The sequence below is a fragment of the Thermoactinomyces sp. CICC 23799 genome, from assembly GCF_016055145.1.
GTDB lineage: Bacteria > Bacillota > Bacilli > Thermoactinomycetales > Thermoactinomycetaceae > Thermoactinomyces > Thermoactinomyces intermedius.
In genome coordinates this window covers 179,094-202,882 of record NZ_JAECVV010000003.1, presented here as the reverse complement: position 1 = coordinate 202,882, position 23,789 = coordinate 179,094, and the positions used below count along the sequence as shown (strand labels likewise).

Below are 23,789 nucleotides of genomic sequence, written 5' to 3'. Positions count from 1 at the left end.
AGAGATGCAATTTGTATAGAAATTTACGTCAGTTCATCCAAAAATTAAAAGCTGAAAACGAGCTCGTGGAAATCCATGCCGAAGTGGATCCCTTCCTCGAGTTGGCAGAAATACACCGCCGCGTAATCGAAGAAGGCGGACCTGCTTTATTATTTACACAGGTAAAAGGAAGTTCCTTCCCGGTGGTCTCCAATTTATTCGGCACCCCCCGGCGGGTGGAAATGGCATTTGGCCCGCGTCCCGAGCAATTGATGAAACAAATTGTGTCGCTCATGGACAAGTTGATGCCCCCGACCCCAAAAGCGATTTGGAACGAACGGAACGTCTTCAAGGAGCTGTTGAAAGTCGGCCTTAAAACCGTGCCGGCAAACAAAGCGCCGGTTTTGGAAACCAAACAAAACAAAACCGATCTCACCCGGCTTCCGGTGATCACTTCATGGCAGGAAGACGGCGGGCCTTTCATCACGCTTCCGCTCGTGTATACGCAGCATCCCCGAAGCAAACAACACAATCTCGGCATGTACCGCATGCAAATTTTTGACAAACAAACCACCGGCATGCATTGGCAAATCCATAAAGGCGGGGGATTTCACCATTATGAAGCCGAAAAACTTAACGAGCCGTTGCCGGTCCATGTTCACCTGGGCGGGCCTCCGGCACTGATTGCCTCGGCCATTGCACCGGTTCCGGAATTTTTGCCTGAATTGATCCTGACTTCTTTGATCATGGGCGAAAAACTGCCGGTCGTCACCGGTAAAAACGGCTATCCTTTCATTGCGGAAGCGGAATTTGTACTGGCAGGGATGGTCCCCCCGCATGAGCGCCGGTTGGAAGGGCCGTTTGGGGATCATTACGGCTACTATTCCCTGGCGCATGAATTCCCCGTCTTCCATGTGAAAGAAGTTTATCATCGCAAAGATGCGATTTATCCCGCCACGGTTGTGGGCAAACCCCGCCAGGAAGATTATTACATGGGTGAGTTTTTGCAGCGTTTGTTGTCCCCGGCCTTCCCCATGGTCATGCCCGGTGTGCGTGATTTATGGACGTATTCTGAAACCGGCTTCCATTCGCTGGCGGCTGCCGTCGTACGGGAAAGCTACCAGCGCGAGGTGCTGGCCAATGCTTTCCGGATCTTGGGCGAAGGGCAGCTGACACTCACCAAGTTCCTGATCTTAACCGATCAGTCGTTATCGCTCGAAGATTTCCCGACATTATTTGAAACTGTTCTTGAACGGATGGATCCGGCCACCGATTTGTTCATCTTTAACCACACTTCGATGGACACCCTTGATTATACCGGCAAACGGCTCAATCACGGAAGCAAAGCCGTGCTGATCGGCACCGGGAAACCGAAACGCACGTTGCCGGCATCCTTTGACGGGCCGGAGATGAAAGGCATCCGCGACGCCCGGGTATATTGCAAAGGCGCCCTTGTCCTGGAAGCGGAGCCTTATGAACAAAATCCGGAACTGGCAGAACAGATCCTCCGCAACCATAAAGAGGACTTGTCCGGATGGCCCTTTGTCTTTTTGGTTGATGACATCCGGGCGGCCGGCGGGCAAACCGCATTTTTGTGGACCATTTTCACCCGGTTCAACCCGGCAACGGACATCCATGCACAAACCAGGTTTCAGCACCACCATCCACATTACCAATTCCCCTTCATCGTGGATGCACGGATGAAGCCGGGATACCCCGATGAACTGGTGCCCGCCCCCTCCATCACAAAAAAAGTGGACGAACGCTGGAAAGAATATTTTGGTTCCTGAGAATGCAAAAACGGTGTGTCCCGAAACCGGGCACACCGTTTTCTTACTGTTTCATCCGCGGATCGAAAAGATCCCTGAGGCCGTCTCCCAACAGATTAAACCCGAGAACCGTCAACATCATGGCCACTCCCGGAAAAATCATGGTCCAAGGTGCGAGCTGGATAAATTCACGCGAATCGGACAACATGGTTCCCCATTCCGGCTGGGGAGGCTGGGCTCCCAATCCCAAAAACCCGAGTGCCGCGGCTTCAATCACCGCCGTGGCAAAGCCCAGCGTCCCTTGCACCATGATCGGTGTCCAGCAGTTGGGCAGGATATGTTTCCATAAAATGCGGCTGTTCTTCATCCCGAGAGCTTTGGCCGCCAGGACATAATCTTCCGCCTTGACGCTTAACACCCTAGAACGCATCAACCGGCCAAAGTTGGGGATATTGATGATGGCAATCGCAATCAAAGCATTGTTCAAACTCGGCCCCAGCATGGCCACAATTGCAATGGCCAGCAAAATACTCGGAAAAGCGAGCAAAATATCAAACAAGCGGGAAATAACCGAATCAACCCATTTGCCGTAATAACCGGCAATCAATCCCAAAAAACTCCCGATCACGATGGACCCGGTGATCGCCACAAAACCGATCCACAAGGAAATCCGCGCACCATACACCACCCGGGTAAAAATATCCCGTCCCAAATCATCCGTTCCAAACCAATGGGACGACGACGGGGGCTGTAATGTATCCGGACTGGAAGATTGATAATCATAAGGAGTCAGGACCGGGGCAAAAATCGCCAGCAAGATAAAGATCATCACCAAAGAAGTGCCGATCAATGCCGAACGGTGCCGGACAAAAGCTTGAAAAAAATCACGAAGGGAATGGGTTTCCATGTTTTCTTCCAGCCCCGAATGAGCGGCCGCATCCGGCGCGGGCGGCTGAATCCCGGATGAAATTTGCTGCACCTTCATCACTCCTTCCCATATTGGATGCGGGGATCAATCCATGCATACAACAGGTCGACGATCAGATTGATCACGACAAAAATCGTTGCAAGCACCAATATTCCGGACTGAATCACCGGATAATTTCTTTGTGTGATGGCGTCATAAATATATCGGCCCACTCCCGGCCAGCTGAAAATGGTCTCTGTCAAAACCGCTCCCCCGAGCAACAAGCCCATCTGCAGCCCCATCACGGTCAGGATCGGGATGAATGCATTTTTTAACGTATGCTTGTAAATCACCCAAAACTCGGATAATCCTTTGGCCCGGGCCGTACGAATATAATCGGATCTCATGACTTCCAACATGCTGGAGCGCGTCATCCGCGCAATGATCGCCATCGGGATGGTCCCCAGTGCAACCGCCGGCAGAATCAAATGCTTCAACACATCGCCCAGCCACTCAAAATCCCCGTATAACAAGGAATCCAAGATATAAAAATGGGTGAGCGGCTCAAAACCGAGACGGGGATCCACTCTCCCGTTGGACGGCAACCAATCCAAAACCTGGGCAAAAAGCCACTGTTCCATCAACCCCAGCCAGAACACGGGAATGGAAACCCCGACCAACGCAATCAGCATCGATCCATAGTCCAGCCATGAATTTTGCTTCCAAGCCGATAAAATCCCGAGATTTACCCCGAAAAAGACGGCAATCAACATGGCGGCCAAGGTGAGTTCCGCCGTGGCGGCCAAAAAAGGAACGATTTCTTCGGAAATGGGGGTGTTGGTGATCAAGGATGTCCCCAAATCCCCATGCAACAGTCCTTTGACATAGTTGAAATATTGAATGTAAAACGGTTGATCCAATCCCAGACTTTCCCGGATTTCCTGCAATTGTTCCGGTGTCGCTTTGTCACCCGCGATCGTTTTGGCCGGATCCCCCGGGATGGCATGCACGATGGAAAAGGTAATGAGCGACATGCCGATCAACACAGGAATCAACATCAAAATCCGGCGTATCGTGTAAGCCAACATAACATCCATTCACCACCTGACTCTTGCAATGAATAAGAAGGCACTGCGGACTCCCCGCAATGCCGCCTTTACACCTGTTTTCAGTTCTTCAGATCAACAACTTCCAATTTCAACTGTGTGGTCGGGTGAGGAACAAAGCCGGTGATTTCTTTCCGCCCGGCAAAGCTGACAGTCGCATGCGCTATGGGAACCCAAGGCGCATCCGCTTTGATGATTTCCTGTGCTTGTTCATAAAGTTTGGCACGTTCTTCCTGATCGGTTAAGCTTTGTGCCTGAATCAAAAGGTCATGCACGTCATCGCTTTTATAAAAAGCAATGTTTCCGGCGTCCGGCGTCCGCGTGTTGTCTTTATCCAACAAGACGTACAAGAAGTTATCCGGGTCTCCGTTGTCGCCGTTCCAACCCATCAACGCCATTTGATGTTCCCCTTTTCCGGTTTTGTCCAAATACGTTTGCCAGTCATAAGTCACAATTTTGGCCCGGATGCCGATTTTGGCCAAATCCGCCTGAATAAATTCCGCAATTTTCTTTCCGTTCGGCATATACGGACGGGGTTCGGTCATCGCGTAAAATTCCACTTCAAAGCCATCCGGATATCCGGCTTCTTCCAGCAATTGCTTCGCTTTATCCAGGTCATATTCATAATCTTTCACTTGGTCATTGTATCCCCACATCATGGAAGGCATGGGGTTGACCGCCGGCACGGCCTGGCCTGCATAAAAGTTTTTGATAATGGCTTCTTTATTCACCGCATGGTTGATCGCCTGCCGCACTTTGACATTGTTCAGCGGTTCCTTCTCGGTATTTAAAGCCAAATAACCCACATTCATGCCTTCTTGTGCGTACAGTTCAAAGTTTGGATCCTGTTTGACCAGTTGGACATCATTGGGATTGAGTCCGTCCATCATGTCAATATCCCCTGATTTCAATGCAGAAAAGCGGGCCGCATTATCCGGAATCGATTTAAAAATCACCCGGTCCAGTTTCGATTGCCCTTTTTTCCAATAGTTCTCATTTTTCACGAGCACGACCGTGTCATTTTTCTTCCAGCTTTCAAACTTAAAGGGACCGGTTCCGACCGGATGTTGCGCAAACTGCACCGGATCTTTTTTCACGGCCGTCGGGGATGCAATTCCGAACGGAGACATGGCCAGATTGCTGAGGAAAGGCCCCAAAGGCTTTTTCAGTTTAAATTCCACCGTATATTCATCCAGGGCACTCACACTGTCAATCACGTGACCTTCATCCCCTTTAAACCCGCCAAACATATATCCGTAGTAAGGGAATTCCCCGCCTTTATGCTCGGGATGTTCCGGATCCATCCAACGTTGGAAGTTATAAACCACCGCTTCGGCGTTAAACGGGGTGCCATCATGAAACTTTACGCCTTTTCGCAAATGGAACGTCCATGTGAGCCCGTCTTCGCTGGTTTCCCAACTTTCAGCAAGTCCTGGCACCACTTCGGTTGTTTTTTGGTCATATTCGACCAAATTGTCAAAAATCTGGTCTGTCGGCTTAAACGATTCTCCATCCGTCACCTGGATGGGATCCAACAACTTGGAGTCGGCTCCCCGCCCGTAAATCAATGTCTTTCCGCTTTTCGCCGAATCTTTTTCGACACATCCGGCCAGGATGGTGGAAAGAAGGAAAATAGCCATCACACTGACAATCCAAAAACGATTTTTCATCTTTCATCCTCCTTTATAAGTTTCTTGTTTGATTGCATCATCACGTTTTCCCGACCAACCACCTCCCCCATCAAGTCAAAAAAGGATCTTTTTTCACCCCTCATGGACCAAGTGGCAGGCAACCATGTGTCCGCCGCCGGCATCTTTCAATTCCGGACGTTCCTCCTTGCAACGGTCCGTCACATATGGACAACGCGGATGAAACGCGCAGCCTTGCGGCGGATTTTCGGGGCTCGGCACATCCCCCTCAAGAATGATGCGTTCCCGCTTGGCCGTCGGATCCGGAACGGGAATGGCCGACAACAAGGCCTGGGTGTAAGGATGCAGCGGCTTTTCATAAAGCTCGTCGCGCGGGGATATTTCCACCATGCGCCCCAGATACATCACGCCGACACGGTCGCTGATATGTTTGACAACACTTAAATCATGCGAAATAAAGAGATAGGTCAATGAGAACTGTTCCTTTAAATCCATCATCAGATTCAAAACCTGCGACTGAATCGACACATCCAATGCCGATACCGGCTCATCAGCAACAATCAGTTTGGGTTTGGTCGACAGTGCGCGGGCAATTCCGATCCGCTGCCGCTGCCCCCCGCTGAATTGATGGGGATACCGTTCACCGTGAAATGCATTGAGCCCCACCACCCGGAGCAATTCCTGCACTTGTTCTTTTCTTTCCTTGGGCGTCCCCATGGAATGGACAATCAAAGGTTCTTCCAGGATTTCCCGTACTTTTTGCCGGGGGTTGAGGGATGCAAAAGGATCCTGAAAAACCATTTGCAAGTCTCTGCGGGTTTTTCTCATCTCCTCTTTGCCCAGGGCAAACAAATTTTTCCCGTTGAATTCCACTTCGCCGCCGCTGGGTTCATACAAGCGGATGATGGTTCTCCCGGTTGTCGATTTCCCACAGCCCGATTCCCCGACAATCCCCAACACTTCTCCTTCTTCAATGGTGAAACTGACGTCATCCACCGCCTTGACTTCCCCGACTTTTTTGCTCCACAATCCCCCGTAAACCGGGAAACTTTTCTTTAAATTTTTCACGTTAATCAGTACCATGTGCCGTTTCCTCCCTCTGATGCAAAAAACAGCGGCTGTAATGGTTCTTGTCTGCTTCGGTCAGTTCAGGTGTTTCTTTGCGGCAACGATCCATGACAAACTCACACCTCGGAGCAAACCGACATCCTGCGGGCATGTTCCGGGGAGTCGGCACTTGGCCGGGAATGGCATACAACCGTTTTTTCCTCTCATTCAACTTGGGAATCGACTTTAACAATCCCCGGGTGTAAGGATGCTTCGGATCTCTGAACAGACGGTGGCGGTCGGTTTCCTCCACCACTTGCCCGGCATACATGACCACAATGCGGTCACACATCTCCGCGACAACCCCCAAATCATGAGTGATCATTAAAATCGCCGTTTGATATTCTTCATTCAATTGTTTCATCAGATCAAGAATTTGTGCCTGAATGGTGACATCCAGTGCGGTCGTGGGTTCATCAGCGATCAATAACTTCGGATTTAAGATCATGGACATGGCAATCATGACCCGTTGGCGCATTCCGCCGGACAACTGATGGGGATAATCACGCAAAATCCCCTTCCGGGAGATCCCCACTTTTTCCAACATCTCAACAGCACGGGCTTCCGCTTCTTTTTTGGAACATTTTTCATGCGCCCGTACCGCTTCCACCAATTGATTTCCAATCGTAAACAACGGATTCAGGGAGGTCATCGGTTCCTGAAAAATCATTGCAATCTCTCTACCGCGAATTTTCTGCATTTTTTTCTGTGAAAGTTTGGTCAGGTCTTGTCCTTCAAACCAAATGGAACCATTGACGATTTTTCCGGGCGGTTGCGGAACCAGCCCCATAATGCTCAGCGAGGTCACGCTTTTTCCGCATCCTGATTCTCCCACCAGACCGACGATTTCTCCCCGGCGGATGGTCAGGTCAATCCCGTCAACGGCTTTGACCACTCCTTTTTCCGAAAAAAAATGCAGCTTCAATTGCCGGATATCCAACACGGGCTGAGTCAAATGGATCACCTCGATTTGTTAAAAACCTCTTAAATCCGATCATAAGCGGATTTCTTCTTTTGATTCCCATTTTTCCGATTAATTATTTTTTATTTTGAATAAAAATATTATCAATTCCTTATATTCTCTGTATAATCAAAAATCCCTTTTAAAAAATAAATCCTTTCCTTTCTACTTTTGGATACTTCCTTCCCGAAATGGAAAATAAACCCTTGTTTTTTCCATTAAAAATAAAAGAAAACAAGGCAGATTGGTCCATCTGCCCTGTTATTTCAAATCCTCGTTCCCGTTTTTCAGCCGGTAACCCATATGAAGCACGGGACCCACATATTCATTTAACGGAAATCCGCCGCGAATGGCTTCGGTGATGAAGGCTTTGGCCAAGCGAATGGCTTCCGGAACCGTTTTTCCTTTGGCCAATTCGGCGGTAATGGCTGCGGAAAATGTGCAACCGGCCCCGTGAACATAAGGGGTTTCCACCCGTTCTTCTTCCATCACTTCGAAGGTATGGCCATCATAGACGACATCGACTGCTTTTTCGTGCTCCAACTTGCTTCCGCCTTTGATAATGACCACTTTTGCCCCCAGGTCGTGAATGCGCGCCGCCGCTTCTTTCATTTCCTCCACCGTGCGGATCGGATGCATTTTACTCAGCTGGCCGGCTTCAAATAAGTTGGGGGTTGCCACGGTCGCCAGCGGAATCAGGATTTCCCTCAATGCATCGGCTGTTTCGGGATTGAGCACCTCATCCGTCCCTTTGCATACCATCACCGGATCAATCACCACCGGGACATCTTGGGATCGGATGGTTTGGGCCACATATTCAATGATCTCCACTGATCCCAGCATGCCCGTTTTTAACGCATGGATGCCGATCCCTTGCAAAATCGTTTTTAATTGATCCTGAAATGTATCGAAAGGAATGGGGAACACCTTGTGATTCCATTGATGATCCGGGTCCATCGCCACAATGGTGGTGATGGCTGACATTCCATAGACGCCGCGTTCCTGAAATGTTTTCAAGTCTGCTTGGATTCCTGCGCCTCCGCTACTGTCGGAACCTGCAATCGTCAGGACTTTGTATCTGGTTGTCATCTTCATCCTCCTACCTTTCGTCAGCTCAAAATTAGCTTAAACTTTCTCACATCATTTCACAACATTTTTCTCCATTTTCCATTGGCAGGAATTTTGCTAGAATGTAAGGCAATGACAGGGAGGGTGGAAGTATGAAACAGGAGCAAAAAATCGATTTATCCCATTATGTATCCAATCTTGATAAAAATGTATACACCATTTTTAATTTGCCTGAAGAAGTGATTGCCGTCATTTTTGCCTATGTGAGCCGCTCTTCAGCCAGCTTCCGCGACAATTTGCGAAAGTTGTTGTCCGATGAAGAATTAAACGTCAATCTGAAGACGACCGGTGCCGCCCGGGAGCATTCGGAAAAAGCGGCCCGCTTTCATGAAAAATGGGTTGTCGGTTACGGCCACAGCAGCGTGGCGGAACACGCCGTTGCACACATCGGAATTGAAAAGATCAGCCGGCTGGCATCGGCGGAATTGGAATTGGCCAACCCGTTTAACAGTTTCACCGAATACAGCCAGCGTTATCAGCGGCCGAAACGGGGCGATTTTTATGTACCTCCCGTTCTGGAACAAAACCCCGGGTTGAAAGAAAAATTTTTGTCTTTGCAGGACAAAGCTTATGACACATATGAGCAATTGCTCGATGGCCTGATCTCATATTTGGTGAAGGTGATCCCGCAAAACCCGGGCGAATCGGAACGCGCCTGCCAGATGCGGATTGAAAAAATCGCGTTTGAAGATGCCCGCTATGTCCTCACTTTGGCCACGTTCACCAACCTGGGCATGACCGGCAACGGACGTGCGTTACGGGACACTTTGGTCCGGCTTCTGTCCAGCCCCTACGACGAATGCCGCAAGCTGGCCAAAGAAATGGAACGTGAAATCAGCCAGGTGATCCCGACGCTGTTGAAATATGTAAAACCGAACGATTATCTGCTGCACACCAGAGAAAAGCTGAAAGAACTTTTCTCCGGGCAAGTCCCGTCTTTGCAACCGGTTCATGGCCCGCGCGCCCGCATGGTTCACATTCCGGACTATGAAGAAGCGTTGACGGAACTGGTCACCCGGCTGCTCATCAGCGAAACAGCTCTTTCTTATGAGCAAGCACAGCAACAAGCCCGTTCGTATTCCAAAGAACAAAAGGAACATATTGCCGAAACGGCGTTAAGCGAACTGCGCTTTTTTGACAATCCCCGATGGGAATTTGATCATATTCATTACCAGTTTGAATTGCTCATTTCCGAGGCAAATTGGCACCAACTGCTCCGTCACAACCGTCGTACACACTTCAGCCACGGCTTGCCAACCATTCATCTCGGATATACCATCCCTCCCCACATCCGGGAAGCCGGACTGGAAGAACGTTTTGAATCCTTCCTCCATGAAGCGGAAAACGTCTACCAAGACATCGAGTCATGGAATCCGGAAGCCGCCGCCTATGTGGTGACGAACGCGCACCACCGGCAAGTCACCGCCACGGCCAGTTTGTGGGAGCTGTACCACCTGATCAATTTGCGAACATCCCCGGAAGCGCAATGGGATATTCGCCAAACGTTTTTATCTTTGTTTGAAGAACTGAAAACCCATCATCCGGCACTGGCCAAATATGCACAGCGCCGGATCGGCAACTGACCGGTTTGTCACGGCATGGAACCCGTTTTCATGCCGTGATGTATTATTCTGTTTCAGTAAAAGCAAAATATTCATGAATTACCCGATAAAAGGTATAATAGACTTATAACAGAAACGGAGGTGTTCGATCCCGTGTCCAAACCTTTTGCTCAAAATGAACTGATTTCCACCAGCGAGCTCAAGGAAATGAATAACCGCCATCTCTTTGATGATCTGTTGAACACCTGCAAAAAGCTCGGATTGGTCCATGACAATCAGTTGCGGGCCGTGATTCTGGATATAAAGACGTATGAACAGCTGATGCACCGTTTGGAAGAACTGGAGGAAATTTTGGAGGACATGAAATGGAACGAAATGTTGCAGGAACGGAGCCGGCTTCCGGAAACCCAATGGCTGGAAAAGCCGGAACAAATGTCCCGCCTTGCCTTCTTTGAACAAACGATCGACAAAGGATCATCGTCCTCATGATTGAAAAGTATCACCCGCAATTTCGCGACGACTTGTTATTCATCGCCAGCAGGTTGGGACGAAAACGATTCAAGGAATTTTTGATCCAACTGGACCGCGCCATTGTCCAAGTCATCCGAAACCCTTACAAAGCCGCCCGGTTGAAATATCCCCCGCTGACCGGATTCCGGAAGAAAAAATTTTTTTCCGTCGCACGACCCCGCAAAAGACAACGCCCTGATCTCCGATTGATCTACCGGTATATTCCCGAAAAAAAAACCATCTATTTTGTTGCCGTCGGATTTCGCATCGCCCAAAAGCCCCGCAATCCCCATGATGTATACCAACGAACCAAGAAAAGAGATTTGTCGGAAGGATTTGAAAACAATTCATCTTCCAATTAATCACCTCTGTTCATTTGGATTGTTATATTCATCCAATGACGAAATGTATTTTTTTGTGATATAAAATAAATTGTGTAAATGTGTAAATTTCTTGAACAGAGGTGATCGGATGGTCGATCTATTAGACAAGTATGTACTGGCAATCAATGATGTGTTATGGACGTATGTCATTGTGGCTTTGTTAATTGTTGCGGGTTTATATTTTACCATTCGTTCCCGCTTTGTCCAGTTCCGGTTTATCAAAGAAATGTTTCGTTTGCTCGGCGAAGGAATGGGAAAAAAAGACGGGATTTCATCGTTTCAGGCATTTTGTATCAGTACGGCGTCCCGTGTCGGCGTCGGGAATATTGCCGGTGTCGCCATGGCGATTGCAATCGGCGGTCCGGGTGCTGTTTTTTGGATGTGGCTGATTGCCATCATCGGCAGTGCCTCCGCATTCATCGAAGCAACCCTGGCGCAAGTTTATAAAGTGAAGGACGGGGATACGTTTCGCGGCGGACCCGCTTATTATATGGAAAAAGGACTCAACAAACGGTGGATGGGGATTTTGTTTGCAATCCTGATCACCCTGTGCTTCGGGCTTGTCTTCAACTCCGTACAGGCCAACACCATTACGGTGGCTTTTGAATCCACCTACGGCATCAACCGGGCCGTACTCGGACTCATTATTGCTTTGGTTTTTGCGGTTATTATTTTCGGTGGTGTCAAACGGGTGGCCCGTATCACGGAGTGGATGGTTCCGGTCATGGCAGTCATCTATATTTTGCTCGCTCTTTATGTCGTGTTGACAAACATTACGCAGTTGCCGGCCGTATTCAAGCAAATTTTCGCTGGTGCCTTCGGGCTGGAACAAGCCGTCGGCGGCGGAATCGGTGCGGCCATGATGCAGGGAATCAAGCGCGGACTCTTTTCCAATGAAGCCGGGATGGGAAGTGCACCGAACGCGGCGGCAACCGCCACGGTTTCACATCCCGCCAAACAAGGGATGATTCAAGCTCTCGGCGTCTTTGTGGATACGTTGATCATCTGCAGTTGTACAAGCATGATTGTCTTGTTCTCCAGCGCGTTTACTCACGACAACCTTTCCGGCATTGAAATTGCCCAATTGGCTTTGAACCAGCAAGTAGGCGTGTGGGCGGAACACTTTTTGACCATCAGCATTTTCCTGTTTGCTTTCTCCTCTTTGATCGGGAACTACTATTACGGGGAAACCAATATCGAATTTATTCGCGAAAACAAAACCTGGCTTTTGATTTACCGTTTGGCCGTGGTTGCCATGGTCATTTGGGGCTCTGTCACTCAAGTTCAAGTCGTTTGGGATTTGGCCGATTTATTTATGGGCTTGATGGCGATACTCAACCTGATTGCCATCCTCCTCTTGGGAAAAGTGGCGTTTGCCGTGCTCCAAAACTATCATCAACAACTGAAAGAAGGGAAAAACCCGAGTTTCACCAGCGATCAGATCCAAGACCTGACCAATGCCGATTGCTGGGAAAAAAGCGGGTCCGCCCGTCGGACAGGCTGACATCATCCCCCGCCCGGGGGATTTTTTATTTCTGAAACGAAGGGAAAAAACGGTGTTTCTTCATGATTTCATCCGGGTCTTCCCCATACATTTGCCAAGCTTTTTCCTCCGCCGGAATGCGGATTAAATACAAAAACAGGAAGTTTACGAGGGGAAAAACGATCAACGTGCCGTAGGCTCCAAAACAAAGCGGCAACAAAACAAACTCCAACAGGACCACAACATAATTCGGATGCCTTATATAGCGGTAAGGGCCGCGGTTTTGGGGTTTTCTGCCCGGAATCACATAAATCCGGGTGTTCCAGTATTTCCCCAGGGATCGCATCACCCATATCCTTAACCCCTGCACCCCCAAAAACAACAGAAACGGCACCCACCACCATGAAACCGGCTCTGTCCTTCCCCATCGCCCCTCCAAAAGCAAACTGAGAAAAAAGCATCCATGAATCAAAACCAGCCACGGATAATGTTTTCCGCCGTATTCAACGCCTCCTTGTTCCCGGATCCACCGGGCGTTTTTTTGTGCAATCCGCAGTTCATAAAGCCTTTGCACAATGACCAGGATCCATAACAGCCAACTTCCCCAGATCGGCATGATCATCCCTCCTTTTCCCAATGCAACAAAGATAATTCCAGGCTGAAACCCGGGCCCATCGCTGCCATGAGGCCGTAACTTCCCGCAGGATGTGGTTGCATGAGCTCCCGTTCCAAAAGAAACAAGACCGTCGCTGATGACATGTTGCCGTAACCGGCCAATATTTCAAAGGCTCCGTCCAGGCTCCCGGGAGGGAGATTCAACGCTTTTTGATAAGCTTCCAACACTTTTTTCCCGCCCGGGTGGGTTAAAAACACATCAACTTGTGATAAAGGGACCCCGGCTTCATCAAAAAACCGTTGCACCACCGGCTTCGCTTTTTTCAGCACCAGTTCGGGAATGCTGCGGGAAAAAATGACTTTCAATCCGTCTGCGGTCAAATCCCATCCCATCACCTCTTCCGTTTCCGGCCACAAAAAACTTTGAGTCGCGGCAATTTCCGGAAATGTCCCGTCCGGAAGAGATACCTGATCCCCGCAGATCAAAACGGCGGCCGCCCCGTCTGCAAACAACGAAGTGGCCACCAAGTTGCTTTTGGAATGATCCGAAGGACAAAAGGTCAAACTGCAACATTCCACGGCCAGCAGCAATATTTTTTCCGACGGATTAGCTCTGGCAAATTCATAAGCTTTGGCCAGTCCCGCCACCCCTCCGGCACAGCCCAAGCCCCAAACCGGGGTACGCTTCACATCGCTTTTCATCGACAACCGGTTGATCAAACGGGCATCCATGCTGGGCGTTGCTATCCCGGTCGTCGAGACAAACACCAAATGATCGATGTCCTTTGGAGTCCATCCTTGCTTATCCAGACACGTCCGGATGGCCTTTTCCCCCAGTTCGGTCGCGGTTTCGACGTAAATCCGGTTTTTTTCCGTGAACGGGTGTTGTTGTTTATACCAAGAGATCGGTTGGCTGATATACCGGTTGTGGATGGAAGCGTGATCAAAAACGGACATGTAACGTTCGATTTGCGGAAAAGACGGGGCAAATAATTCCCTGGCAAACGCCTGGGCTTCTTCCTGTTTCACGGAATAGGGGGGGACTGCAGTTCCCACGGCAAGGATTTTGGGCATGACAGACACTCCTAAACAAGTGAAATTGTTTAGGAGTATTCTTCTACTTTTCCCTTCAAAACATACGATCCAATAAAGACGTTGGCGGTTATTTTCGCAACCATTTTTCCAAGAAAAAACGCAAAACCCCGACCACCAATGCGAAGATGACGGCAAAGAGCATGCCGGAGGAATCCCCTTGGGTCATCGTCAAATAAACCATGGCCCCCCAGGCAATCCCCTTGACCAGGGAATGCCAGATAAACGAACCGATCATCAACACGATAAACAAAATGATCCCGGTGGAAGTCGACTCCAAATACCTGGCAATCACAAACGTCAAAAAAAGCGTTTCAATAATAGGAATCAGATTGGCAAAAAGCCCAAAGATTGCTTTGATCAGGTTGCCCAATTTCTGTCTTCCTCTCTGTCGAAAAGTGGAGAAGAACCGATCCTTCAACCGGACCGGTTCCCTTATGCTTACGATCAGTTGGCATTTTCCGAAGGCGGATTTTCATATAAAGTACGATCCATATAATCCGAAATTTCTTTGTCCACTTGCTCAATGGGACGGGTCTCCCCGTCATGGTGAAGAGCGTTTAAACCCCATTCCAATCCCCAATTCATGGCTTCATCTTTCTCCGCCGTGCGATGGTCTGCCGGCTTGCCGTCAGGCCGGTACACGACCGGCGGTTCATTGGTAACCACACATGTCGTTACATCGCTCCGGCCTTTCCGCTTGGAGCGGATGTAGACCGCGGCATTTCGTTCAGGCAACGATTCCACCAGACTGGTTTTGATATATTTCCGCGTCAGGCTTTCCACTTCATCCGAACCTTCCGTCTGGCCGCAACTGATGACCATCCCGATATAGGAACGGATCGCTTGCATCAATTCGTGGTTTTCGAAGTGATCGATCTCCCTGGTCACAAGCCCCAGTCCAAACGGATATTTTTTATCCTCTTGCAAAATCTCGGTAATGAGCGGAATTTGAATCATATGGGCTTCTTCCACCAACATTAAATGGAATTTGGAAGAAGTGCTCCGTTTTCGCGCTGCCTGATAGTAAAGGTTGATCAAATAACCGACCAGAACCCGCAAGTTGTAGTCCTTGATTCCATTGGTGTCAATCAGGACAATATGCCCTTCATCCATATACTTTTGGGGATCCAGACTCAACCCTTTTTGGCAGAACAGACGGCGGAGCGTGGAATGTTGCAAGATCCGGTCCAACCGGTACAATACCGGCTCCACTTCTCTTCTGATTTCCTGCTCATCGGTGTTGGCCCAGAAACGTTTGATATAAGGATCTTGCACGTTTTTGACCACTTTTTCCCTGAACTGATGGTTTCTGAACAGATCATCGATGCCCAAAATCGTATGGGTTTCCTCATCTTCCAACAGGCTCTGCACCGCAATTTCAACGAGCCGGCGCGAGCGTTCAATGGATTCTTCTTTAAATTCAAAGTCCACCAAGATGGCGGCCAACTGATGGGCCATCTGTCCGGGCGTGACGTTTTCCGGACGATGAAGCATATTCAATGCCGGAAGTTGAGTGGTATCATCCGACAGATTCAGGTGATGGATTTTCTCCCGGGGGAACTTCACACCGAATTTTTCTGCGATGCGCAAACGGTTTTCAATGATCGCCACCAACTCTTTGGCCGGGTCAATAATAGTGAATCCCGGGCTTTCATCCGGATTGTCAAACCACTCATCCAAAAGCGACTGAACCATATCCATCGCGACACTGGATTTCCCCATGCCGCTGGCACCCGTTAAAACAAAATGTTTGTTCAGCTGTTCGAAGTTGACGCGCACTTCCCGGTCATCAAAAGGATGTTTCAATTTTCCGATTTTCACGCCCTCGGTCAATTCGCCCGGCTCCAATGTCCTTTCGTTTTCCTGCAAATGCGCCACATATCCCCGCGCGTTGGGGCCATCTTCTGCCGGAGGACGATAAATGTAATGATTGGCCGGAGGCAAATGGAACAAGCTCGAAATCTCATCCGACGTCCAAGCCATCAAGGTCAACGGCCAGGGAATCGGAACCAGGTTGTTGTCTTTCATGGGATTCCACCAAGGTTGGCGGATAAAACGGAGTTCCCCGTCATACTTCATCGCGGTTTGAACCGACTCTGCCGTGGAACGGACCACCGCTTCCGCATTTTCGTGATTGGACCAGATCGAAAGGCGCACTTGAAAGGAAAGTTCACGCCCGGTCAAGCGTTGAATCAACCCGGCGCGACGGATCCGCTCTTCCGGTCCCATGTCTTTGTTCTTTTTGCTGGTCAACAGGCTCCGGGCACTTCCCGAACGTTCCTCCACAGCCCGCCAGCTGACCGGGGAAAATTGCAAATCCAAATAGGTTCCGGAACGAAGACAGTTTAAAATGCTTCCCAATTGGCTCTGTTTGCTTTGGAGCAACGAGGTCAAGGGATACCCTTTGGTTTTGAATTTAAAGATGAAGTGTCCGCCGATTCCCCCTTTTTTCGGGGTGGGGAATTCTTCTTCCTTGATATCATGCAACTCTGCAGAAGGATAAACACTGCGCAAGGTGTCCTTTACACTATTCTCTTTGTCCTCGGGGTAAGCCAGGTAAATGCCAATTTGGTTGCTGCCTTCCGGAATGGCAAATCGCCAGCGGAACCAAGGGCGCCCGTATTGGATCCGCATACGGATCGGACGAATCATGCTCCCGAAAGTTCTTGTCAATTCTGAGATTTTATCCAAATCGAGTTCGGTGTCGTACGAAGGCAGAATGCGTAAATATTTCACTCCCCTTTTGGCCCGGCTCCGATAATGGGATTTGGTGGACCAACGCCCGGCCAAAATGGCAATGACAATCAAAATCACGAGTAAAATCAACCAGGGAAGCACGGCAAGCGCCCAGATTCCGATGGATGAGAGTGTATCCCATGCCCAGTTGGTCGCTTTTCCCGCCGTTTTGGCTTGATCACTTTCCCCGAACAACTCTGCAAGAAACTTCCACAAATACAAGATCCCGATCACAGATGCAACGCCGATAATCGCGTAAAAAAACCATTTGGCGACCTGTCGCATCTGCTCTTCACCGCCCTTGGGAACATTATTCCAAGGAAACAATCCAACCCCACCTTTCTTTTCACTCCGTCCAGTCCTGTATCAGGCATTCTCCCGTTGTCCTTCTTTTCCTTCCCCAAACCGGAGCAAGGATTCATTTTTTCACAATTTTCATCGGATCAACCACTTGCCCGTCTTTCAAAATTTCAAAATGCAAATGGGGACCGGTGCTCCACCCATTGGAACCCACTTTAGCAATCACATCCCCTTTTTTGACTTCCTGTCCGACACGGACTTGAACATCTTGCGGATACATATGGGCATACAAGGTCCGGTAGCCGTTTCCGTGATCAATCACAATCTTCCAGCCATACCCGCTGGATTTCCCCGATTCCACCACCACACCGCCATTGCTGGCATAAATGGGGGATCCCAAAGGTTTGGCGATATCAATTCCTTCGTGTTTTCGGTACACCTTTTTCAAGGGGTGAAAGCGGAGCCCAAACGGGGACGTCACTTCTCCCCCTTCCACCGGCCAGAGAAACCCTCCGGAAGCAAGGCCGGTTGCTTTCGAAATCACCGGCTTGGCAAAGGATTCAGCATATTCCTTGACTTTCAGCACATAATTCTCATAGTCATGATTGTATTGCCAGACGGGTCCGCCCCGGGCAAACCAATCTTTTCCCTCCTGATAATTTCTCGCTAAATAATAGGCGGTGGAATAAATGGCATCGACAGGGTTGTTCGGATCCGCTTTGCCGTCCTGATCCCCATCAATCCCATATCCCCCGTATTTTTCAATCAACTTCGGATCCGTGATATCCACGGAATCCGGCAAATCCCCCAAACGCGTTCCGCCCGGGTAATCCCATCCGACCCACGTCTTATCCATGAATTGGGTGTGGCCCCGCGCCCCTTTGGAACTTTCACTCAAATCCCGGCCGAAATCGGTCTCCACTTTGTGGATGGCAGCAAGGATTTGCCAAGGCACGCCGTATTTTTTTCCGGCTTCCTGATAGATGGGCAAATAGGCTTCCGCCTCTTTCGGAAAACTTTCCGCCACGTCCCATTGTTCCATCCGGTTTGTTTCGGAAGAAGAAGATGAAAACAAACTGACAAACACTGCTCCCAAAACGGAAATGAAAAAGAAAACAAATGTGGCCAGCCCCAACAAGCAAAGCAAGGCAAACCCTTTGACGTTCCGGGACATCCCCTGTTTTCTCCGGGGCTTGCGGCGGCGGAAGGCGGAAAGTTCCGGTCTAGTCAAAACTTCCACGCACTTCCACCTCCTGTGCAATCCAATTTCCGTTTTGCTCCGTCAATGTCACCTGATAAACCCGCTCGATGGGAATGGTTTTTCCGTTCTCGCTTTCTTCGGTGACGGTTTCTGCCAAACACCGGACTTCACCCGATTGCTCCTGGCATTGGAGATTGCGGATTTCTTTCAACGCACTGATGAATTTCACACCTTTTTCTTTCAGGAAATTTGTCTCCTCCTTGAGCAAGGCCAACAAGGAATCCGAGGCATAAGGCTTCACGGACTGAAGCCACCGGTCCGCTTCATCCGTATTGCGGTTCGCATAAGCCCGCATGAAAGCATCTGCCGTTTGTCGCGCCTTTTGGAGCTCTTCCGGTGACAAAGCGGGCAACACTTCCGCCGGATTTGCGGTTTGCTCCGGCCGGGCCTGGGGATTTTTTTCCTGCTGACCGGCATTTCCCACCCAGCCAAGATGGATCAGCAAATACTTGGCTGAAAACCCGGTAACCACAAAAACAAACAAAACCAGTAAAAACAGGCGACGGCGTCCACTGGGCAAATTTGTGTTAAACAATCATTTTCCCTCCTGCTTGCCAAAACCGCCGATGCAAAACAGCAGCTATTTCCGCACTTTGATTTTTCCGGCTTGTTGTGCGAGTGTTTGGGTGTACTTGGTCATCTGTTGGATCGGAATTTGAATATTGAATTGCCCTTTTAAGCTGTCATCGATTTTGCCCATGGGGGCTTTCATGATGCTGAACAATTCCTCCCGTTTCCAAATGACTCCAATCACCAAGATCAGTTGCATGGCGATGGTCCAGATATAACCCACCCGTTCCGGCGGACTCATTTGATAGAGGAATTGCGAGATGGTAAGCAACATGCTGAAGAAAACACCGATGATCAATTTGATCAACTGGTAACCGACAAACTTTTTAAACCAACTGACGGCCACACTTGACCAAGACGGATTTAACGCGATCAAAAAGGCGAAGGGGGCAAACAAGGCAATCAGCACGAACAAAAATTGATACACAATCATCGCCCCAGCAATGATGAAAAAGAGCAATCCCAGGATAAAATGGGAAACACAGAGCAGGATCAACAAGGTTAAGCGTTGGAATACCCCGTCTTTTTTCACCATCGGGTTGTTCATTTCTTTGGCCTCGTATTCCACGGCCTGTTCCCGCGCCGTACTTCCGGGTTTAAAGGCCAGGATCTTTTCGATTCTTCCCTGGGTCAACTCGGAATCATTGGAAGTTTTGGCATACTGCAACATGATGTAAGGCTCATAAACCATCATATTGTAGAGCTTGTCGGAAATGACCAGGGACGAAACCTCCGCTGGATAATTCATCTCGTCTTCATCGAGGTCTTCCTGAAATTCAATGCCGACGCCCATCAACTCCTGGCTCAGTCCGCTGCTGATTTCATTCAAATATTTCATCACACTGCCGGCATTGGCAAAAAAAGCGATCCCCAGGATCAATACAGCCACACTGGTGAGCATGCCGGTCAGCGCTTCCGTCGTGTTTTTCTTAATCAATCCTTTGTAAGCAATCCAGGCACCGGCAATAATGATCATCAATGTCATAAAGTTGCCCATCAGCCCTGTGTCTCCGTAACCTGCCCCGGTAAAACCGGCCAATTGCTGAACCGCTTTTTCCACGGCATCGGCAAACTGGTCGACCACATCAAGGGAAAAGGCATTCTCCACAATCAAAATCACGGTAAAGTTCCACGACAACAACGCTTGCCAGATAAAGTTGTTAATCTCATTGAGCAGAATGTACGCCTGATTGGATATTTTGGCATCCCATTCAAACATGGACGTCTCTTCGGTATAAATTTCAAGGTTGTACTGGCTGGGCTGATATTTGGCAAACCGTACGTCATATCCTTTGGCTTTGGCTTTTTCAACTTGTTCCTTCGGGAAAATCGTCAACAAATCGGTGATCAGGCTGTAGCCATCCGATTTTTGCTGCTGCTCTTGCTCTTCCTGCGCCATGGTGACGGGATGATTTCCCAACATGCCGGCGATCAGTATGAAAACGACAAGAAATCTTAGCAGATTTTGTCTTCTGTTCATCGAGCAGGTCTCCTCCGCTTTATTCTTTATCGGAAACCCCTTTATGGGACAGATTGATATGCATCCGGTTGCACATCTTCGGGTTGTTTTTGCTTCCTGAAACCGGGACGGGTGTCGAAAGCCTCAAACAGCCGCTCTTCCAGCACGCGGATTTCGACTTCATTCACCCGCTTCTCCAAATCGGACATTAAACAGGTTCCGGTCGGCAAGCTCCGGATCGTTTCAATGTTTTCTTCATTCGGTTCAATGCCGAGGATGTGGCAGGCCGCTTCCGCCTCTTTCGCATCCCGGCACCGGAAAACAAACCGGCACCCCAGATTGGACCGAATCTCTTCTCCCAACAAATCTTTGGCGTTCTGGCTGATTAAGTAAATGGCGGCGTTTTTGCTGCGTCCGGTCCGTACCAATTCTTCCAAAATCGCTCTTCCTTCACTGACTTTGGCCAACCGCCATGATTCATCAAACAACACCAGCTTAAACTCATTTGAAGACTGGTTGGAAAAGCGGCGGGAAAAATCGGAAATCGCCATCAAGAGGGCAATGGCCATCCGGCCATAATCGGATTTGCTTTCATCCGGAAGTTTCAAATCCTCCACCTGCAAAATGGTCAAACGCATGGACAGATCAATGGCCTTTTGCGTGCCGTCCCCGAACAACAGTTGGCCTTGCCCGGACGTCGCCAGATAACTTAACACATCCACAATCTCTTCCAGGCTGTCCTGCCGTTTTTCCGGAGCTTCTTTGGTCACCTCACGCAATTGATCAATGACTTTCATCATGCTCGGTTCCGGATGTTTCAACACTTCATCGACAGCTTTTCCGATCACAATCGCCTCATATGTGCCGTCTTCAGACCGCGCCAGAAACTGCAATATTTTTTTGGCGGTCTCGCCCGCCGCTTGTTTTTCGGACGGACTGACCACGCCCGCCAACGGATCCAGCTTCCCGCGGTCTTCACGGCTTGCCCGCAGGGTGACCACCCGGGTCATGTCCTTTAATTCCGGCAGCACATCCACCCAGTGCGCCCGTTCATCTTTGGGGTCGAAAATCAGCACTTTGGCGCCGTTTAACAGTGCTTGATAGGCAAGCAAGTTGGCACCCAGCGATTTTCCGGCCCCCAACGCCCCGATAAATGCGGCGGATGCCGTCGTGCTTAACTTTTTATCCTTGGGTCCCCGGTCATGTTGGAAAAAGACCGGCAAATTGCGGGACATCCCGATAAAATGACCTTGTCCGTCCCCGAGCTGTCGGGTGGCTCCGATCATGCCGGCGGCCACGGCAGCCGGTTCCATGTAATGAATATAGTCATGGATGTACCTTTTCGCACCGGGAATGAATTCGTTAAACCCACGCCATTGGTCTCCATAGGGAACTTCCACCTGAATCATCATGTCGCTGTACAAATCCTTCACCAGCTGAATCCGTAAATTCAACTCTTCGGGTGAAGAAGCGTAGACACATAAAACGACAGAAGTTGTGATTAATGGAAATTTGTCGGTACGCAAATGGTTTTCCAGTTCATTGGCATCCTGGCGGCTGTGCAAAATGTGATATGCGGTTTCCACGCCGCTTTCCGCCGCGTGTTCGTCCTCGGCTTTCAGTTCTTTTTTCTTCTTCAACACCTGGGATAACGCTTTGGCGTATTCGATCGTCTCCGTCCGGACCGAGGCCTCCACGGGAAACGAAAGGTTTTGCAGGTGATATAACCATTCCAATCCCGGGAAAGGCGATTTATCAGGGATGTGGGAAATCGTCAGAAAAGCCATATATCCTTTTTTGGTTTTTCCCGACACGTGTTGTTCAACGATCAAATTCCGGCCGTGTGAATCATCAAACCGGCCTTCCGCCAATGTCAAAATATCCCTGGCCGGACGGATTCCTTTTTTCCCTTTGACTTCTGCCGGAAGGGCCTTGGGTTTCCAGTCTTTCCGCCGCGGCGCTTCCCCGATCCCGCGATAAAATCCCCGTCGGATCAGCCATTCCAGATCAGCGGTATCCACACGTCTGGCACGCAAATAACCATTGATCCTGGAAAAAATCATTTCCTCCTGCACACGATACGCCTGGATTTCCTCTTCAAAAATTTCCGGGGCATCCGTTCCGGCCTGATTGTTTAAATACCTTTTAAAATCTTTCCAGATATACCGGAGCTCATTTAAAAAAGAAAGCCCTTTGACCGTGGCCGGTTTCAACTTGACCCCCATAAAAAAACGATTTTGGTGTATTTCTTTTCCGCGTAAATGTTCCACTGCCGCCTGAATATGCTTTTTTCCCGTCTCTTTCAATTCGTCACACAAACCTGCCTCCATCACCCGGCGCTGTTCTTCCAGGCTTTGGTACTGAGGCACCACCAATGCGTGCGTATCCGCATGGATATTCCAATAAAAAGCCTCCAAATTCGCATGGAGGCTGAGCTTATCATCCATTGACCGATAATCATAGTTAAACCGCTGTAATTCGTAATAAGCGTAAACGGCTCCATCTTGCCCGAAAACCAAGTTGTCTTCAAAATATTTCACGGGAAAAGGTATGCGCGTCACGGCAACTCCCTCCTGGATGCAAATCGGTATGATACTTCCCCTTCGTATTGATAAACATGATCTCTGGGTTTTTCAATTTCCTTGTAACGCGCAAAGTGATGCGGACTGAAAAAATGTTCGATCCATCGTATGATAAACCGGTGCGGCGCTTTGCCATCCAGCGTTTTTCTTGTGAAAAACCAAGAAACCAGGGCCGGAATCCCCACAAATTTCACAAGAAAAAAATCGATCCAGCTGACCGGCGGAAATTTGTTTAAAATCACCATCACAATCAAGGCTCCGACAAAAAACGCCATTTGCCGGTAAGATACCGGTAATGGTAAATGGATTCCCTGTATGGAATAGACGGTTTTTTCAATGCGAAAAACCTGGTTGTACACACGAATTTGCTTCATTTCAAATAGGCCTCGAACAACCAGCGAAATCCGTCGGAGCCCAGTGATGAAATCAATTCAGGTTGGAAAATGAAGACGCTGACCAGCATCGCAAACAACGCAAAACCGATGAATGCAGTAAATGCGCGTTTCCAAAACAGTGTCAAACTGATAAAAATCACTGCCAGAAAAAACAACGATCCAATTTCCGCCCCGAGCGTTTCCTGGAGTTTTTCGCCAGGGCCTGCTACCAGTAACATCATGTGTGTCATCT

At 49.2% G+C, this 23,789-nt stretch carries 21 protein-coding genes; 5 read left to right on the top strand and 16 right to left on the bottom strand.

Translation table 11 applies throughout. The features are described 5' to 3' along the window. Positions 1 to 11: 11 nt before the first annotated feature. Positions 12 to 1,769, top strand: a complete 1,758-nt coding sequence (locus tag I8U21_RS05360; protein WP_181732254.1) for a menaquinone biosynthesis decarboxylase — start codon at positions 12 to 14, stop codon at positions 1,767 to 1,769. Between the two features lie 43 nt (positions 1,770 to 1,812). On the opposite strand, the gene nikC is transcribed toward I8U21_RS05360, so the two are convergent. From nikC to pdxK, 6 genes are all read right to left on the bottom strand, one after another. Next, positions 1,813 to 2,655 carry a nickel transporter permease gene (nikC, locus tag I8U21_RS05355; protein WP_181732327.1) on the bottom strand — a complete coding sequence of 281 codons (843 nt, stop codon included), beginning with the start codon at positions 2,653 to 2,655 and terminating at the stop codon, positions 1,813 to 1,815. 77 nt (positions 2,656 to 2,732) lie between these two features. Then, entirely contained in the window at positions 2,733 to 3,743 is a 1,011-nt protein-coding gene (locus tag I8U21_RS05350; protein ID WP_181732326.1) for an ABC transporter permease, read from the bottom strand. Positions 3,744 to 3,823: 80 nt separating this feature from the next. Beyond that, complete coding sequence (locus I8U21_RS05345; protein ID WP_198053437.1) at positions 3,824 to 5,431, bottom strand: ABC transporter substrate-binding protein; 1,608 nt, start codon at positions 5,429 to 5,431, stop codon at positions 3,824 to 3,826. A gap of 93 nt (positions 5,432 to 5,524) precedes the next feature. Next, a complete protein-coding gene (locus I8U21_RS05340; RefSeq protein WP_198053436.1) occupies positions 5,525 to 6,493 on the bottom strand; it encodes an ABC transporter ATP-binding protein in 969 nt (322 codons plus the stop codon). After that, positions 6,480 to 7,472 carry an ABC transporter ATP-binding protein gene (locus I8U21_RS05335; protein WP_198053435.1) on the bottom strand — a complete coding sequence of 331 codons (993 nt, stop codon included), beginning with the start codon at positions 7,470 to 7,472 and terminating at the stop codon, positions 6,480 to 6,482. Before I8U21_RS05335 ends, I8U21_RS05340 begins: the two co-directional genes overlap by 14 nt. A gap of 267 nt (positions 7,473 to 7,739) precedes the next feature. Continuing rightward, on the bottom strand, positions 7,740 to 8,567 hold the full coding sequence (pdxK, locus tag I8U21_RS05330; protein WP_198053434.1) for a pyridoxine/pyridoxal/pyridoxamine kinase: 828 nt from the start codon (positions 8,565 to 8,567) through the stop codon (positions 7,740 to 7,742). Positions 8,568 to 8,698: 131 nt separating this feature from the next. Here pdxK and I8U21_RS05325 point away from each other — a divergent pair, with 131 nt between their 5' ends. From I8U21_RS05325 to I8U21_RS05310, 4 genes are all read left to right on the top strand, one after another. After that, positions 8,699 to 10,189: an FAD-dependent thymidylate synthase gene (locus tag I8U21_RS05325; RefSeq protein ID WP_181732249.1), complete on the top strand. Its 1,491-nt coding sequence runs from the start codon at positions 8,699 to 8,701 to the stop codon at positions 10,187 to 10,189. A gap of 132 nt (positions 10,190 to 10,321) precedes the next feature. Beyond that, the gene (locus I8U21_RS05320; protein WP_181732248.1) at positions 10,322 to 10,657 is read left to right on the top strand and encodes a hypothetical protein; all 336 of its coding nucleotides are present in this window, start codon (positions 10,322 to 10,324) and stop codon (positions 10,655 to 10,657) included. Continuing rightward, complete coding sequence (locus I8U21_RS05315; RefSeq protein WP_198053433.1) at positions 10,654 to 11,040, top strand: hypothetical protein; 387 nt, start codon at positions 10,654 to 10,656, stop codon at positions 11,038 to 11,040. The genes I8U21_RS05320 and I8U21_RS05315 overlap by 4 nt, the downstream gene beginning before the upstream one ends. Before the next feature lie 109 nt (positions 11,041 to 11,149). Next, entirely contained in the window at positions 11,150 to 12,565 is a 1,416-nt protein-coding gene (locus I8U21_RS05310; protein WP_198053432.1) for an alanine/glycine:cation symporter family protein, read from the top strand. A 25-nt stretch (positions 12,566 to 12,590) separates the two neighbouring features. On the opposite strand, the gene I8U21_RS05305 is transcribed toward I8U21_RS05310, so the two are convergent. The 10 genes from I8U21_RS05305 to I8U21_RS05260 all read right to left on the bottom strand — a co-directional run bounded on the left by I8U21_RS05305 (position 12,591) and on the right by I8U21_RS05260 (position 23,787). Then, positions 12,591 to 13,160 carry an isoprenylcysteine carboxyl methyltransferase family protein gene (locus I8U21_RS05305; protein WP_198053431.1) on the bottom strand — a complete coding sequence of 190 codons (570 nt, stop codon included), beginning with the start codon at positions 13,158 to 13,160 and terminating at the stop codon, positions 12,591 to 12,593. Positions 13,161 to 13,162: 2 nt separating this feature from the next. After that, positions 13,163 to 14,233 carry a type III polyketide synthase gene (locus I8U21_RS05300; protein ID WP_181732244.1) on the bottom strand — a complete coding sequence of 357 codons (1,071 nt, stop codon included), beginning with the start codon at positions 14,231 to 14,233 and terminating at the stop codon, positions 13,163 to 13,165. Between the two features lie 88 nt (positions 14,234 to 14,321). Then, positions 14,322 to 14,624: a hypothetical protein gene (locus I8U21_RS05295; RefSeq protein ID WP_181732243.1), complete on the bottom strand. Its 303-nt coding sequence runs from the start codon at positions 14,622 to 14,624 to the stop codon at positions 14,322 to 14,324. Positions 14,625 to 14,698: 74 nt separating this feature from the next. Beyond that, positions 14,699 to 17,317: a helicase HerA domain-containing protein gene (locus tag I8U21_RS05290; RefSeq protein ID WP_198053430.1), complete on the bottom strand. Its 2,619-nt coding sequence runs from the start codon at positions 17,315 to 17,317 to the stop codon at positions 14,699 to 14,701. 91 nt (positions 17,318 to 17,408) lie between these two features. Further along, the gene (locus I8U21_RS05285; RefSeq protein WP_181732241.1) at positions 17,409 to 18,530 is read right to left on the bottom strand and encodes a peptidoglycan DD-metalloendopeptidase family protein; all 1,122 of its coding nucleotides are present in this window, start codon (positions 18,528 to 18,530) and stop codon (positions 17,409 to 17,411) included. Continuing rightward, entirely contained in the window at positions 18,514 to 19,086 is a 573-nt protein-coding gene (locus I8U21_RS05280; RefSeq protein WP_198053429.1) for a hypothetical protein, read from the bottom strand. The genes I8U21_RS05285 and I8U21_RS05280 overlap by 17 nt, the downstream gene beginning before the upstream one ends. A 45-nt stretch (positions 19,087 to 19,131) precedes the next feature. Continuing rightward, a complete protein-coding gene (locus tag I8U21_RS05275) occupies positions 19,132 to 20,601 on the bottom strand; it encodes a CD3337/EF1877 family mobilome membrane protein (protein ID WP_181732239.1) in 1,470 nt (489 codons plus the stop codon). A gap of 41 nt (positions 20,602 to 20,642) precedes the next feature. Beyond that, on the bottom strand, positions 20,643 to 23,141 hold the full coding sequence (locus I8U21_RS15275) for an ATP-binding protein (RefSeq protein WP_198053428.1): 2,499 nt from the start codon (positions 23,139 to 23,141) through the stop codon (positions 20,643 to 20,645). Continuing rightward, complete coding sequence (locus I8U21_RS05265) at positions 23,138 to 23,536, bottom strand: TcpE family conjugal transfer membrane protein (RefSeq protein ID WP_181732237.1); 399 nt, start codon at positions 23,534 to 23,536, stop codon at positions 23,138 to 23,140. Before I8U21_RS05265 ends, I8U21_RS15275 begins: the two co-directional genes overlap by 4 nt. Then, entirely contained in the window at positions 23,533 to 23,787 is a 255-nt protein-coding gene (locus I8U21_RS05260) for a hypothetical protein (RefSeq protein WP_181821586.1), read from the bottom strand. Before I8U21_RS05260 ends, I8U21_RS05265 begins: the two co-directional genes overlap by 4 nt. Positions 23,788 to 23,789: the final 2 nt, after the last annotated feature.